The sequence below is a fragment of the Pseudomonas sp. Con_6 genome, assembly GCF_059379395.1.
The window spans coordinates 172997-187111 of record NZ_CM182011.1; the positions used below are offsets into that span (position 1 = coordinate 172997).

Consider the following 14115-nt stretch of genomic DNA (forward strand, 5'->3'; position numbering starts at 1 on the left):
AGAAAAAAGGCCCCGAAAGGGGCCTTGGTCCAGCGAATGGCCAGTATTACTGACCCGGAATGTCCTTGCGAAGTTTCACCGGCTCGGTCGGTTCCTGGTCACGCTTCTTCGCCATTGCGGTGCGCATGCGGATGTTGATTGCCTCTACCGCCAGCGAGAAGGCCATGGCGAAGTAGACGTAGCCCTTCGGCACATGGACGTCGAAGGCCTCGGCGATCAGTACGGTACCGACCACGATCAGGAACGACAGGGCGAGCATCTTCAGCGAAGGGTGCTTGTCGATGAAGTCGCTGATGGCCTTGGCACAGAGCATCATCACCAGCACGGCGACAATGATCGCAGCGATCATTACCGGTACATGGGAAACCATGCCCACTGCGGTGATCACCGAGTCCAGGGAGAACACGATGTCGATAATGGCGATCTGGACGATGGTGAACAGGAACTTGCCGCCCGCGCCGCTGCTCGGCTCATCGGCACTCTCATCCTCGCCCTCGAGGCCGTGGTAGATCTCCTGGGAGCTTTTCCACAGCAGGAACAGGCCACCGAAGAACAGGATCAGGTCACGCCCGGAAATGCCCTGGCCCAGCACCTCGAACAGGTTGTCGGTGAGGCGCATGACCCAGGTGATCGAGAGCAGCAGCATGATCCGCGTGACCATGGCCAGGGCCAGGCCGAAGATCCGGGTACGCTGTTGCATGTGCTTGGGCATGCGGCTGACCAGGATCGAGATCATGATGATGTTGTCGATCCCGAGCACGATTTCGAGTGCGGTCAGGGTGAAAAAGGCAACCCAGATTTCCGGGCTGGTCAGCCATTCCATGTTTGTTCCTTCGAGCGTGACGTCGCGCGCCTGGTCAGCGCGCGAACGGGTTGGGTGAATCGTTTACTAGAGGCTGCTGAACAGCGGGAAAATTCCCATGAGCAGCGCGGCGAACATTATGCACAGGCAGACTAGCACTGCCCATTTCAGCGTGAAGCGCTGGTGGTCACCGAATTCGATGCCGGCCAGGGCTACCAGCAGGTAGGTGGAGGGCACCAACGGGCTGAGCAGGTGCACCGGCTGGCCGACGATCGAGGCGCGGGCCATTTCCACCGGCGAGATGCCGTAGTGGCTGGCAGCTTCCGACAGCACCGGCAGCACGCCGTAGTAGAAGGCATCGTTGGACATGAAGAAGGTGAACGGCATGCTCACGATCGCCGTGATCACCGCCAGGTACGGGCCCAAGGCATCCGGGATCACCGCCAGCAGGCTTTTGGACATGGCCTCGACCATGCCGGTGCCGGAGAGGATGCCGGTGAAGATGCCGGCGGCGAAGATCAGGCCGGTTACCGCCAGCACGCTGCCCGCGTGGGCGGCGATGCGGTCCTTCTGCTGCTGCAGGCACGGGTAGTTGACGATCATCGCGATGCTGAAGGCGATCATGAACAGCACTGGCAGCGGCAGCAGGCCGGCGATCAGCGCCACCATCAGGGCGGCGGTCAGGGCGCCGTTGAACCACAGCAGCTTGGGACGGCGGGCGTCCGGGTACTGGGAAACAGTGATTTCGCTGTGGTCGACCTCGTCACCTGGCAGGTGCAGTTCGCCGAGGCGGGCGCGTTCGCGCTTGCCGTACATGTAGGCGATGACCAGGATGGCCACGACGCCGGCGAGCATGGCCGGAATCATCGGCACGAAGATGTCCGACGGGTCGACATGCAGGGCGCTGGCGGCGCGGGCGGTCGGGCCGCCCCAGGGGGTCATGTTCATCACCCCGCCGGCGAGGATGATCAGGCCGGCCATGATCCGCGGGCTCATGCCCAGGCGGCTGTACAACGGCAGCATGGCGGCGCAGCAGATCATGTAGGTGGTGGCGCCGTCACCGTCGAGGGAGACGACCAGGGCCAGTACGGCGGTGCCGACCGAGACTTTCAGCGGGTCGCCCTTGACCAGCTTGAGGATCTTGCGCACGGCGGGGTCGAACAGGCCGGAGTCGATCATCAGGGCGAAATACAGGATGGCGAACATCAGCATGACGCCGGTCGGCGCGAGCTTGCTGATGCCTTCGAGCATCATTGGGCCGATCTTGGCGGAGAAGCCGCCGAACAGGGCGAACAGGATCGGTACCAGGATCAGCGCGATCAAGGCCGACAGGCGCTTGGTCATGATCAGGTACATGAAGGTGATGACCATGGCGAAGCCGAGGAAGGTCAGCATGGGCGTACTCCAGGGATAGTGCGTCGGGATGGGGACGTGACGGACGGATCAGCGGGTGGGGCGCTGGGTCTGGAGTAGCAGGGGGAATTGCGGGCGCAGGTAGGGACGGAAGGACATCAGAATCACCATTGTTTTTGTTGAGTAGGCCGGGCTCCATTGAATTCAGGATGCCCTGGCGCGCCGGTCGCTATGCCGGTGGTGAGGCGATGCTAAGGGGCTAAGCTTTCAGCCAGCTTTCGAGGACTGAAAGCAGACAGGTGGTTATTTATTGATCTTCGGGCCTCATCCCCGGCAACGCCGGCTCCCACAAGGTTCAGCGGTGTACGCGATACCTGTGGGAGCCGGCGTTGCCGGCGATAGGGCCCGGGAGAACACAACATCACGGAGTGCCGAACATATGAGCCAATCACAGGAAGGCGGCTGCCATTGCGGTGCCCTGCGCTACCGGGTCCAGGGCCCGCTGACCGACGTCGCCCACTGCCACTGCTCGATCTGCCGCAAGGTCTCCGGTGGCCTGCTGATCACCTGGGCCACCGTGCCCTGCTCCGCCTTCCAGTGGCTGGCCGGCACGCCCCAGCGCTACGACTCCTCCGCCAGTTGCGTGCGCTATTTCTGCAGTCGCTGCGGCGCCCATCTGGCCCTGACCACCGACCTGAGTCCGGAATCCATCGATATCACCATCGCCACCCTGGATGATCCGGCCTGCGTCCGCCCCGACCGGCATATCTGGACCGAAAGCCGCCTGCCGTGGCTGCACCTGGATGAACACCTGCCCGGCGAGGCCCATGAGACGCTCTGACTTCAGGGCAACTCCAGCCCGCCGGCCGCCTTGTGCAGGGCCCGCAGGTGGTCACCGATCAGCTTGGTGTTGGCTTCCACCGCGCGGATTTCCTCATCGCGCTCCGGCCCCAGCAGGGCGCGGGCTTCCTTGTCGAGGTCGGTACTCAGGCTCTGTAGCTGGGCCTGGCGCTTGCTGCTGCTTTCCTCCAGCTCGCGCCGCTCGTCCGCCTGGGGCACGCCATAACCGCCCTGCCCCAGCAATTCCGCCGGTTTGCTGAGGAAGCCACTATTGGCGAGGATCTGTTGCAGGGTCTTGTTGGCCTTGTCCACGCCACCGTCATTGCGCGAACGACCGCTGAGGTACCGCTGCTTGACCTCGTCCTGGGCCAGCAGCAACTGCTGGCGCAGTGCCGCCTGTTCCAGCAACAGCATGGCGGCGCTGGTGCGCAGGTCGGCGCGCTCGAACCAGGCGCGGCGTTGCTCGGCACTCTGGTCCAGCCAGGCCTCGACGCTGTCCTGAGGGATCGGCAGATGCTGCCTGAGGACCTTGAACATGGCATCGAAACGGTCGCGGTAGGAGTCGAAGCGATAGCCCAGGCGCAGCGCCTCGCGCGGGTCGTCGAGCACGCTGGTATCCGCCAGGCCACGGCCCTGGAGTACTTCCAGCAGGCCGTTGGGCATGATGTTGTCGAGGCTGGTCAGTTGCGGGTTGCCGGTGCCGGCACGTAGCAGCTTGAGGGTCTCCACCGCGCAGTTGTTGGACAGGAAGTAATAGTTGCCGTCGTAGCTCCAGTGCATCTCCATGGCCTGGCGCACCAGGTTTTCCAGTTCGGGGCGGGACAGCTTCAGCGGCACCGAGGACAGGCTGCGCAGCTCGGTCTTGGTGTATTCGTCGATGACCTGGCCCAGAGGCAACACGAACAGCCGGGATGGATAGTCGCCCACCAGGCCGCCCCAGCTGGACAGTTGCACGTCGTTGACGAAGGCGCGGTACGACAGCACCAGGTGCTGATCCAGGTCCAGGCGGCAATCCGGGCCGCGCGGTCGGCCCGGGGCACAGATCACCAGGCGCAACATGCTGTGGCCCCAGCGACTGACCCAGTTCTGGTTGGCCTCGGCCAGCAGGTAGTCGACGGAATAGACCCGCTCCGGGTCGATCTGGCCGAGGGGTTGCTTGGCGAAGTCGTTGCCGGCGTTGAGGTAGGGCAAGGCCGTTTCGCAGGGCGGATGCGCCGGGCTCCAGCCGAAATGCTCGCTCAGGTAGGCATGCAGGGCCGGACGACGGCAGGCGTAGCTGGGGTCGAGGAGGAAGTACTCCATGTTGACCGCGACGAACTCCTTGGGGCTGCTCAGTTCATAGCTGTCCGGGGTGCGCACGTCCTGGTGGTTGTCCTGCTCGCGTTCGCCGCGGCGGCCGACGTATTGCGGCCAGCCGGCGAGATCGAGGAAGCGCGGATCGTCGCTCAGGGTGAAGCGGCGCTCTGGCTGGCCTCGGCATTCGTCGCGCAGGCCGACGTTGCCGTGGGTCTCGAACTGGCGCTTGCACTGGACGATCAGGCGGCGCTGGTCTGCCGGCCACAGGCGGGCGCGGTCGTAGATATGGGTGGTTTCGTGGAGGACGGTGGCCAACAACTCTTCGCGCACGGTGCCATGGGGGCGCCCGGTCTTCTGCGTGGCGGCGCTGCCGTCGGTGAGGCCGGGCAGGAGTCGGCGGTTGAGTTGCAGGGTCGAGACCAGCGAGGCCTGGCCGTAGACGTCCTCGGGGATGCTGTCGCTCCAGCTGACCACCACGGTGCGGTCGAGCCGGGTCTTGAAGCTGGGGGGAAATTTTTGCAGAGCTTCATCGAGCAGTGCCTGGCTGGCCTGCCTTTGCGCCGCACTCAGGCCGTCGTCTTGCAACTTCAGTTGCAGGTCGGCCAGGGCGGGCAGGCTGAGCAGCGCGAGTACGCCGCCCAGCATCCAGGCACGCAAGGGCTTCACAGGGCGAGGATGGCTTCGGCCAGGACCTGGTCGCTGGCCTGGCGGGCTTCAGGCACGCGCTGACGCAGGGTGTCGAAGGCGGCTTCCAGCTGGGCGCCACGGATATCGCCGTTGCTGGCGACGAAGCTGGCGGCGTCGTCACGGGCTTCGCGGACGACTTTCGAGTCGCGGATCGAGGTGGTGGTGTCGGACGTGAAATCGATCGACCGGCCGAAGGCGCGGACGATGATGTTGCTGGTGGCCACCAGGGTGTGCGCCTGGGCCACGTCGGCCAGCAGGAGGAAGCCGAGGGTGGCGGCGATCAGCGGGTTACGCATGGAACTTCTCCGGGGGAAAACAGGTGTGCTTATTGGACGAGAATTGCCTGCGCCAGTTCAAGGTCGCCAGCATGAAGATCGGGGTTTTCCTGGTGCAGCCGGCGCATGACCGACTCCAGCCGCGCGCCGCGGACCTGGCCGTCACTGGCGACGAAGACGGCAGCGTCGTCCCGGGCGGCCCGCACCCATTTGCGATCGAAGGGCGCGCTGGTCACCTGGCTGGTGGCGTAGCCACTGATGACGGTGCCGGCGGTGGTGGTGTCAAACGCCAGGGCCGTCCCGGGCCCGAGCAATGCAAACAGCAGAAACAGATAACGCATGGGAACGGTTGCCTTGCCAACAAGGTGACCAAGGCTATCCCAATGCAACAGCCCGGGCCAGAGCGGCTGGTCCGGGCTGTTTTGCACGCTGTTGCCGGTCAGATGGCCAGAATGGCCTGGGCTAGCTGTGCGTCGCTGGCCTGCAGGGTCGGCAGTTGCTGGCGAATGTGGGCGAAGGCGCTTTCCAGCTTCACGCCGCGGATAGCGCCGTTGCTGGCGACGAAGCTGGCAGCGTCGTCACGGGCGGCGCGTACGACCTTGTTGTCGCGGAACGAAGAGGTGACGTCGGAGGTGGCATCGGAGGTGGCCTTCAGGGCGCCCACCAGGGAATCGGTGGTCACGACGAAGCTCGTTGCGTGTGCGGTGGAAGCCAGGGCCAGCAACAGGGCGGCGCCGAGCAGGCGGGTGCGGATCATGGTCGATCTCCTCGGGGGTGGGACGAATCAGGCGGTTGCAAAAAAGCGTAACACGTAACAAGCGAAACGCCGTTTGGTTCAACTGTTAAGCTTGATTTGTGTTTTTGTAAAACTGTACTGGTCTCTGGGTTGGGCGCTCTATTCTGCGTCTTCCAGAACGAAAAAACCCGTCAGCAGTCACCTGCGACGGGTTTTTCGGAATTCGGTGCCGGCCGTGGCCGGCGGGCCTTGCATCAACGCCAGAACGGCTTGCTCAGCTCTTCGTAGCGTTGTGCTTCGCTGATACCGGCGTCGGCCAGCAGGCGGGCATCCAGGCGAGCCAGTTGGTGGCGGCTGGAGATGCGGCGCTGCCACAGGACCAGATTGGCCAGCAGGCGCAAAGGCAGGGAAGCCTTGGATTGTTCAACGTTGCTTTCGAAAACCAGACCGGAACTGAGGGTACGTTCCATGATGTGCATCCTTCCGCTTATGGCGGCATTGAGGAGGTGATTAACTTGACTGGTGCCCATGATCCTCCTCTGTGGTCCATAACAGTAGATACAGTTCACCTGCATTGTGATGGTCCAGTTAACTGTTTAAGGGCACTGTTGCACCTGAAATGGACGAAACTGTACTGGTCTGCGTCAATATGGTGCATTTTCAAGTAAAGGAGGGGGTTTGAGGCGGGAAAATGGGGGATTTTGACCGGTACAGTAGAACAGTTTTTGTAAGTTGTTAGCCGAAAACTGTTTTAGCGATCTGTTGCAACTATGTGGAAGGCACGACGCGAACTCTATGGGAGCGGGTTTACCCGCGATTGCGATGGTGAATTCACTACCGTAATCGCAGGTAAAGCCGCTCCCATACGTCCGTGCTAAATCAAAGAGGAATCAGCCCGCCAGCATCCGCCCGGTCTCTTCCAGGTTTTCATGCCACGCCAGCGCTTCGCGCAGGATATGCGGCGTATGCCCACCCCGCTCGCAGGCGCGAGTGAAGTAGTCGTTCAACGCATCGCGGTAATCCGGGTGCACACAGTTGTCGATGATCACCCGCGCCCGCTCCCGCGGCGCCAGGCCGCGAAGGTCGGCCAGGCCCTGCTCGGTGACCAGGATGTCGACGTCATGCTCGGTATGGTCGACGTGGCTGACCATCGGCACCACGCTGGAAATCGCGCCGCCCTTGGCGATCGACTTGGTGACGAAGATGGCAAGGTGGGCGTTGCGGGCGAAGTCGCCAGAGCCGCCGATGCCGTTCATCATCCGCGTGCCGCAGACGTGGGTGGAGTTGACGTTGCCATAAAGGTCGAACTCCAGCGCGGTGTTGATGCCGATGATGCCCAAGCGCCGCACGACTTCAGGATGGTTGGAGATTTCCTGCGGACGCAGCACCAGTTTGTCCTTGTAGCGCTCGAGGTTGCCGAACACGTCGGCATTGCGCCGGCTCGACAGGGTGATCGAGCTGCCCGAGGCGAAGCCCAGTTTGCCGGCGTCGATCAGGTCGAAGGTCGAGTCCTGCAGCACTTCGGAGTACATGGTCAGGTCTTCGAACGGCGATTCGATCAGGCCGCACATCACGGCGTTGGCAATGCTGCCGATGCCGGCCTGCAGCGGGCCGAGCTTGTTGGTCATGCGCCCTGCCGCCACTTCTTCCTTGAAGAAGTTGATCAGGTGGTTGGCGATGCCCTGGGTTTCGTCGTCCGGTGGCAGTACGGTGGACGGCGAATCCGGCTGCTCGGTGATGACGATGCCGACGATCTTCGCCGGGTCGATCGGGATCGCGGTGCTGCCGATGCGGTCATCGACCTTCACCAGCGGGATCGGCGTGCGGGTCGGACGGTAGGTCGGGATATAGATGTCGTGCAGGCCTTCGAGGTTGGCGTTGTGCGCCATGTTGATCTCGATGATCACCTGCTTGGCGAAGATCGCGAAGCTCGCCGAGTTGCCCACGGAGGTGGTCGGCACGATATGGCCTTGTTCCGTGATCGCCACCGCTTCGATGACCGCGATGTCCGGCAGCTTGAGCTGCTGGTTGCGCAGTTGCTCGACGGTTTCCGACAGGTGCTGGTCGATGAACATCACCTTGCCGTCGTTGATCGCCTTGCGCAGGGTGCTGTCCACCTGAAACGGCATGCGCCGGGCGAGAACGCCGGCTTCGGTCAGTTCCTTGTCCAGGTCGTTGCCCAGGCTGGCGCCGGTCATCAGGCTGATCTTCAGCGGCTGCTGCTTGGCCCGCTCGGCCAGCGCGTGGGGAACGGCCTTGGCTTCACCGGCGCGGGTGAAACCGCTCATGCCAACGGTCATGCCATCCTGGATCAGGCCGGCGGCGTCGGCCGCGCTCATGACTTTACTGTGCAGCGAGGACAAGCGAATACGATCACGGTACATGGATTGTTATCTCGGGCTACTGAAGCTAGGTGCGCAGTCTATTGCTTTCCCGAAAACTCGTCCCGCGACCAAGGTCGTATGTGAGCCCCTGAAATAGAGCCTTCCGTCGGCGCGGCGGGCACGAAAAAGCCCCGGTCGTTGCCGAACCGGGGCTTATTGTCACAGCCGCGAAGGAGGCTTATTCCACGGCTTTGACCATGTCCTCGATGACCTTCTTGGCATCGCCGAAGACCATCATGGTCTTGTCCAGGTAGAACAGTTCGTTGTCCAGGCCAGCATAGCCGCTGGCCATCGAGCGCTTGTTGACGATGATGGTCTTGGCCTTGAAGGCCTCGAGGATCGGCATGCCGGCGATCGGCGACTTCGGATCGTTCTTCGCCGCCGGGTTGACCACGTCGTTGGCACCGAGCACCAGGACTACGTCGGCCTGGCCGAACTCGGAGTTGATGTCCTCCATCTCGAAGACCTGGTCGTACGGCACCTCAGCCTCGGCCAGCAGTACGTTCATGTGCCCGGGCATGCGCCCTGCCACCGGGTGGATCGCGTATTTCACGGTCACGCCGGCGTGGGTCAGCTTCTCGGTCAGTTCCTTCAGTGCGTGCTGCGCACGGGCCACCGCCAGGCCGTAGCCAGGGACGATGATCACGGTGTCGGCGTTGCTCAGGAGGAAGGTGGCGTCGTCGGCGGAGCCGGACTTCACCGGGCGCTGCTCCTTCGAGCCGGTCGCCGCGCCGGCATCGGTATCGCCACCGAAGCCGCCGAGGATCACGTTGAAGAACGAACGGTTCATCGCCTTGCACATGATGTAAGAGAGGATCGCACCGGACGAGCCCACCAGGGAGCCGGCGATGATCAGCATCGAGTTGTTCAGCGAGAAGCCGATACCGGCCGCCGCCCAACCCGAGTAGCTGTTGAGCATCGACACCACCACCGGCATGTCGGCGCCGCCGATCGGGATGATGATCAGCACGCCCATGACGAAGGCCAGGGCCAGCATCACGGTGAAGGCGGTGTAGTTGCCGGTGAAGGTGAACACCAGGCCGAGGCCGATGGTGGTCAGGCCCAGCACCAGGTTGAGCTTGTGCTGCCCGGCGAACTGCACCGGTGCGCCCTGGAACAGGCGGAACTTGTACTTGCCCGAGAGCTTGCCGAAGGCGATGACCGAACCGGAGAAGGTGATCGCACCGATGGCTGCGCCCAGAAACAGCTCCAGGCGGTTGCCGGTGGGGATCGGGTCGCTGATTGCGCTGACGATGCCCAGGGACTGCGGCTCGACCACCGCCGCGATGGCGATGAACACCGCAGCCAGGCCAATCATGCTGTGCATGAACGCCACCAGCTCCGGCATCTTGGTCATTTCCACGCGCTTGGCCATGATCGCGCCGGCGCTGCCGCCGATCAGCAGGCCGACGAGCACGTAGGCGATGCCGTCGGTGGCCAGCTCGGCGCCCAGCTTGTAGATCAGGCCGACGGTGGTGAACACCGCGAGGGCCATGCCGAGCATGCCGAACAGGTTGCCACGGCGCGAAGTGGTCGGGTGCGACAGGCCTTTGAGGGCCTGGATAAAGCACACCGACGCCACCAGGTAGAGAAGGGTTACCAGGTTCATGCTCATGTTTACTTCTGCCCCTCTGCCTTCGCGGCTTTCTTCTTGAACATCTCCAGCATGCGCCGGGTGACGAGGAATCCACCGAACACGTTCACCGCCGCCAGGGCGACCGCGAGGGTGCCCATGACCTTGCCCAGCGGGGTGACGGTCAGGGCGGCGGCGAGCATGGCGCCGACGATGACGATGGCGGAAATGGCGTTGGTCACCGCCATCAGCGGGGTGTGCAGCGCCGGGGTAACGTTCCAGACCACGTGGTAACCGACGTAGATCGCCAGCACGAAGATGATCAGGTTGTAGACGCCGTGGGAAATCAGCATGTCTTCCATTACGGGCTCCTTATCCGTTCTTGCGGATGACCTGGCCGTCACGGCACATCAGGCACGCGGCGACGATGTCGTCTTCGAGGTTGATGGTCAGGGCGCCGTCCTTGTCGAACAGCAGCTTCATGAAGTCCAGCAGGTTGCGTGCGTATAGCGCCGAGGCGTCGGCGCCGACCTGGGCCGGCAGGTTGGTCGGACCGACGATGGTCACGCCGTTTTCCACGACGACCTGGTCGGCGACGGTCAGCGGGCAGTTGCCACCTTGGGCCGCGGCGAGGTCGATGACCACCGAGCCAGGTTTCATCTGCGCCACGGTTTCCGCGCTGAGCAGGGTAGGTGCCTTGCGGCCCGGGATCAGCGCGGTGGTGATGACGATATCCGCCTGCTTGGCGCGCTCGTGCACGGCCAGTGCCTGGCGTTGCATCCAGCTTGCCGGCATCGGCCGGGCATAGCCGCCGACGCCTTGGGCGCACTCGCGCTCCTCGTCGGTCTCGTACGGCACATCGATGAACTTGGCGCCGAGGGATTCGATCTGCTCCTTCACCGCCGGACGCACATCCGAGGCCTCGATCACCGCACCCAGGCGCTTGGCCGTGGCGATGGCCTGCAGGCCGGCCACACCGGCACCGAGGATCAGCACGCGGGCGGCTTTCACCGTACCGGCGGCGGTCATCAGCATCGGCATGAAGCGTGGGTAGTGGTGAGCGGCGAGCAACACGGCCTTGTAGCCGGCGATGTTGGCCTGCGAGGACAGCACGTCCAGGCTCTGGGCCCGGGAAGTGCGTGGCGCGGCTTCGAGGGCGAAGGCGGTGATGCCGCATTCGGCCATCTTGGCGATGAGTTCGTTGTTGAACGGGTTGAGCATGCCCGCGAGCACGGTGCCGTTCTTGATCTGGCCCAGTTCGCTGTCGTTGGGCGCTACAACCTTGAGGACCAGCTGCGCGCCAAACGCATCGGCGGCGCTTCCAAGTACGGCGCCGGCTGCTTCATAGGCGCTGTCCGGGATGCTGGCGTTGATGCCGGCTCCGCGCTGGACGGTGACCTGATGACCCTGTCCCACCAGTTTCTTGATGGTTTCGGGAGTGGCAGCGACCCGTGTTTCGCCCGTCTGCGTTTCGAGAGGAACACCAATGTGCACGTCATTTCTCCTGCGTGATCTTTGTTGTTGAACCAGCGCACTGCGGATGGTGCGTCTGGGGCGGCCGATCAGCACGATCCCGCCTGAAAACAGACGGGGCGCGGCATTTTGCAAGCGATCTTTAGTCGTATCAATGGGTTCTGATTGGAAACTACAAACAAACTACAAGTCACCCTGTGACCGCATGTCGCACCGATACGGCCACAGCCCGTCAAATACGGGCTTTAGCGACATTAAGATAAATTTTAAAAATTTTCTGACAATTTTCGCGGATGGGACGAAAAAGGTCGTTTTCAGGCGGGGAAACCCCTGTAATCAATGGGGTTTGAGGGGGTTTTGGGGGTGAGCAAAACAGTTGTCGCCGAAGCGACATTTACGTATATCTGTAGGTGTTTAAAATTATTGACTACCAAGTCAACTAGTCCGTTTGGTCCTTGTGGGCCGCGGCATAGCGCTGTGCCTCGCTGACCAGCCAGTCGCGAAAAGCCCGCAGGGACGCCGATTCCACCTTCCGCTCCGGGATCATCAGGTAATAGGCCTTGATGCTCGACAGGGCATGGGGGTTGGCGATGACCAGGCGTCCTTCCTGCAGTTCGCGCTGGATCAGGAACGGTGGGATCAGCGCTACACCCATGTCGTGCATGGCCGCCTGGGCCAACATCGAGAATAGTTCATAGCGCGGGCCTGTCATGTCGCGGGCGACATTCATGTCCAGGCTGTCGAACCATTGCCGCCAGGCGTAGGGCCGGGTGGTCTGCTGCAGCAGCGGAAGCTGGGCGATGGCCTGCGGGGTGAGCGTGGCGTGTCGTTCGAGCAAGGCCGGGCTGCACACCGGCACCGGGTTTTCTCCCATCAGCCGGTGGGATTGCGTACCGGACCAGTCGGCATCGCCGAAGTAGATCGCGGCGTCGAAGTTCGTGTCGGCGAAGAGGAACGGGCGGGTGCGGTTGGTCAGGTTGACCGTGACTTCCGGGTGGCGTTGCTGGAAGTCCTTCAGGCGCGGCAACAGCCATTGGGTGCCGAAGGTCGGGACCACCGCCAGCTCGATGACATTGGCGCCCTGCTGGCCCATCACCGACAAGGTATCCCGTTCCACGGCATCGAGCTGAGTGGCTACCCGCCTGCTGTAGGACAGCCCGGCTTCGGTGAGCTTCACCCCGCGCCGTGAGCGGCGAAACAACTCGACATTGAGAAACTCCTCCAGTCCGCCAATCTGCCGACAGACGGCACCCTGGGTGAGGGACAGTTCCTGCGCGGCCTTGGTAAAGCTCTCGTGGCGGGCGGCGGCCTCGAAGCAGACCAGTGCCGTGGTGCTGGGGATCTTGCGCCGCATATACGTCAACCTCACTAATTGAGCGTTTAAATGGCCTTGATGACCGTTACGGAGTGAGAAATTAGCACAAGACCTTGCGCAATCCTCGTTTGTCGCCCTGCCCGTTCGGGCCTAGGATCAATGCACGAGAAAAACATTCGAGGATTCACGCATGGCCGGCAAAGCAAGCTTCAACTGGATCGATCCGCTGCTGCTCGATCAGCAGCTCACTGAAGAAGAACGCATGGTGCGGGACAGCGCCTTCAGCTTCGCCCAGGACAAGCTGGCATCGCGCGTGCTTGAAGCCTTCCGTCATGAGCAGACTGATCCGGCGATCTTCCGCGAGATGGGCGAAGTCGGCCTGCTCGGCGCGACCATCCCCGAGCAGTACGGCGGCAGTGGTCTGAACTACGTGTGCTACGGCCTGATCGCCCGCGAAGTGGAGCGCATCGACTCCGGTTACCGTTCGATGATGAGCGTGCAGTCGTCGCTGGTGATGGTGCCGATCAATGAATTCGGTACCGAAGCGCAGAAACAGAAGTACCTGCCCAAGCTGGCCAGCGGCGAGTGGATCGGCTGCTTCGGCCTGACCGAGCCGAACCACGGCTCCGACCCGGGTTCGATGATCACCCGGGCGAAGAAGGTCGATGGCGGCTATCGCCTGAGCGGCAGCAAGATGTGGATCACCAACAGCCCGATCGCCGATGTGTTCGTGGTCTGGGCCAAGGACGATGCCGGCGATATCCGTGGCTTTGTCCTGGAGAAAGGCTGGCAGGGCCTGAGCGCTCCGGCGATCCACGGCAAGGTCGGCCTGCGTGCGTCGATCACCGGCGAGATCGTGATGGACAACGTGTTCGTGCCGGAAGAGAACATCTTCCCGGACGTGCGCGGCCTGAAAGGTCCGTTCACCTGCCTGAACTCGGCACGCTACGGCATTTCCTGGGGCGCCCTGGGTGCCGCCGAAGCCTGCTGGCATACCGCGCGGCAATACACCCTGGATCGTCAGCAGTTCGGTCGCCCGCTGGCGGCCAACCAGCTGATCCAGAAGAAGCTGGCCGACATGCAGACTGAGATCACCCTTGCCCTGCAGGGCTGCCTGCGCCTGGGCCGGATGAAGGATGAAGGCACCGCCGCGGTGGAAATCACTTCGATCATGAAGCGCAATTCCTGCGGCAAGGCCCTGGACATCGCGCGCATGGCGCGGGACATGCTGGGCGGCAACGGCATCTCCGACGAGTTCGGCGTGGCCCGTCACTTGGTCAACCTCGAAGTGGTCAATACCTACGAAGGTACCCATGACGTGCATGCGCTGATCCTCGGTCGCGCACAGACCGGCATCCAGGCCTTCTATTAATTAGAGAGG

Annotated in this window: 14 protein-coding genes; 2 read left to right on the forward strand and 12 right to left on the reverse strand. The window is 62.9% G+C overall.

The window, feature by feature from the left end:
• Nucleotides 1-46: 46 nt before the first annotated feature.
• Nucleotides 47-823: a TerC family protein gene (locus AC5QPF_RS00840; protein ID WP_494961607.1), complete on the reverse strand. Its 777-nt coding sequence runs from the start codon at nt 821-823 to the stop codon at nt 47-49.
• Nucleotides 824-889: 66 nt separating this feature from the next.
• Complete coding sequence (locus tag AC5QPF_RS00845) at nt 890-2197, reverse strand: citrate:proton symporter (protein WP_494961608.1); 1308 nt, start codon at nt 2195-2197, stop codon at nt 890-892.
• 397 nt (nt 2198-2594) lie between these two features.
• Between AC5QPF_RS00845 and AC5QPF_RS00850 the strand changes: the two genes are divergently transcribed.
• Nucleotides 2595-2996: a GFA family protein gene (locus tag AC5QPF_RS00850; protein ID WP_494961609.1), complete on the forward strand. Its 402-nt coding sequence runs from the start codon at nt 2595-2597 to the stop codon at nt 2994-2996.
• 2 nt (nt 2997-2998) lie between these two features.
• On the opposite strand, the gene AC5QPF_RS00855 is transcribed toward AC5QPF_RS00850, so the two are convergent.
• The 10 genes from AC5QPF_RS00855 to AC5QPF_RS00900 form a co-directional block, all read right to left on the reverse strand.
• Complete coding sequence (locus AC5QPF_RS00855; RefSeq protein ID WP_494961610.1) at nt 2999-4957, reverse strand: DUF7844 domain-containing protein; 1959 nt, start codon at nt 4955-4957, stop codon at nt 2999-3001.
• Entirely contained in the window at nt 4954-5274 is a 321-nt protein-coding gene (locus AC5QPF_RS00860) for a DUF2388 domain-containing protein (RefSeq protein WP_042127693.1), read from the reverse strand. The genes AC5QPF_RS00855 and AC5QPF_RS00860 overlap by 4 nt, the downstream gene beginning before the upstream one ends.
• 29 nt (nt 5275-5303) lie before the next feature.
• Entirely contained in the window at nt 5304-5594 is a 291-nt protein-coding gene (locus AC5QPF_RS00865; protein ID WP_494961611.1) for a DUF2388 domain-containing protein, read from the reverse strand.
• A gap of 98 nt (nt 5595-5692) precedes the next feature.
• Nucleotides 5693-6010 carry a DUF2388 domain-containing protein gene (locus tag AC5QPF_RS00870; protein ID WP_494961612.1) on the reverse strand — a complete coding sequence of 106 codons (318 nt, stop codon included), beginning with the start codon at nt 6008-6010 and terminating at the stop codon, nt 5693-5695.
• A 233-nt stretch (nt 6011-6243) separates the two neighbouring features.
• Nucleotides 6244-6459: a DUF1127 domain-containing protein gene (locus AC5QPF_RS00875; RefSeq protein ID WP_330073003.1), complete on the reverse strand. Its 216-nt coding sequence runs from the start codon at nt 6457-6459 to the stop codon at nt 6244-6246.
• 420 nt (nt 6460-6879) lie between these two features.
• Complete coding sequence (gene scpC, locus AC5QPF_RS00880) at nt 6880-8373, reverse strand: succinyl-CoA:acetate CoA-transferase ScpC (RefSeq protein WP_494961613.1); 1494 nt, start codon at nt 8371-8373, stop codon at nt 6880-6882.
• 178 nt (nt 8374-8551) lie between these two features.
• On the reverse strand, nt 8552-9988 hold the full coding sequence (locus AC5QPF_RS00885) for an NAD(P)(+) transhydrogenase (Re/Si-specific) subunit beta (RefSeq protein ID WP_494961614.1): 1437 nt from the start codon (nt 9986-9988) through the stop codon (nt 8552-8554).
• A gap of 2 nt (nt 9989-9990) precedes the next feature.
• A complete protein-coding gene (locus AC5QPF_RS00890) occupies nt 9991-10308 on the reverse strand; it encodes an NAD(P) transhydrogenase subunit alpha part 2 (RefSeq protein ID WP_009403440.1) in 318 nt (105 codons plus the stop codon).
• A 10-nt stretch (nt 10309-10318) separates the two neighbouring features.
• Nucleotides 10319-11440, reverse strand: a complete 1122-nt coding sequence (locus AC5QPF_RS00895; protein WP_494961615.1) for a Re/Si-specific NAD(P)(+) transhydrogenase subunit alpha — start codon at nt 11438-11440, stop codon at nt 10319-10321.
• Between the two features lie 418 nt (nt 11441-11858).
• Nucleotides 11859-12773 (reverse strand): transcriptional regulator GcvA, encoded by a 915-nt coding sequence (locus tag AC5QPF_RS00900; protein ID WP_494961616.1) that lies wholly within the window; start codon nt 12771-12773, stop codon nt 11859-11861.
• A gap of 151 nt (nt 12774-12924) precedes the next feature.
• Here AC5QPF_RS00900 and AC5QPF_RS00905 point away from each other — a divergent pair, with 151 nt between their 5' ends.
• Nucleotides 12925-14106: an acyl-CoA dehydrogenase family protein gene (locus AC5QPF_RS00905; protein ID WP_494961617.1), complete on the forward strand. Its 1182-nt coding sequence runs from the start codon at nt 12925-12927 to the stop codon at nt 14104-14106.
• The last annotated feature ends 9 nt before the right edge of the window (nt 14107-14115 follow it).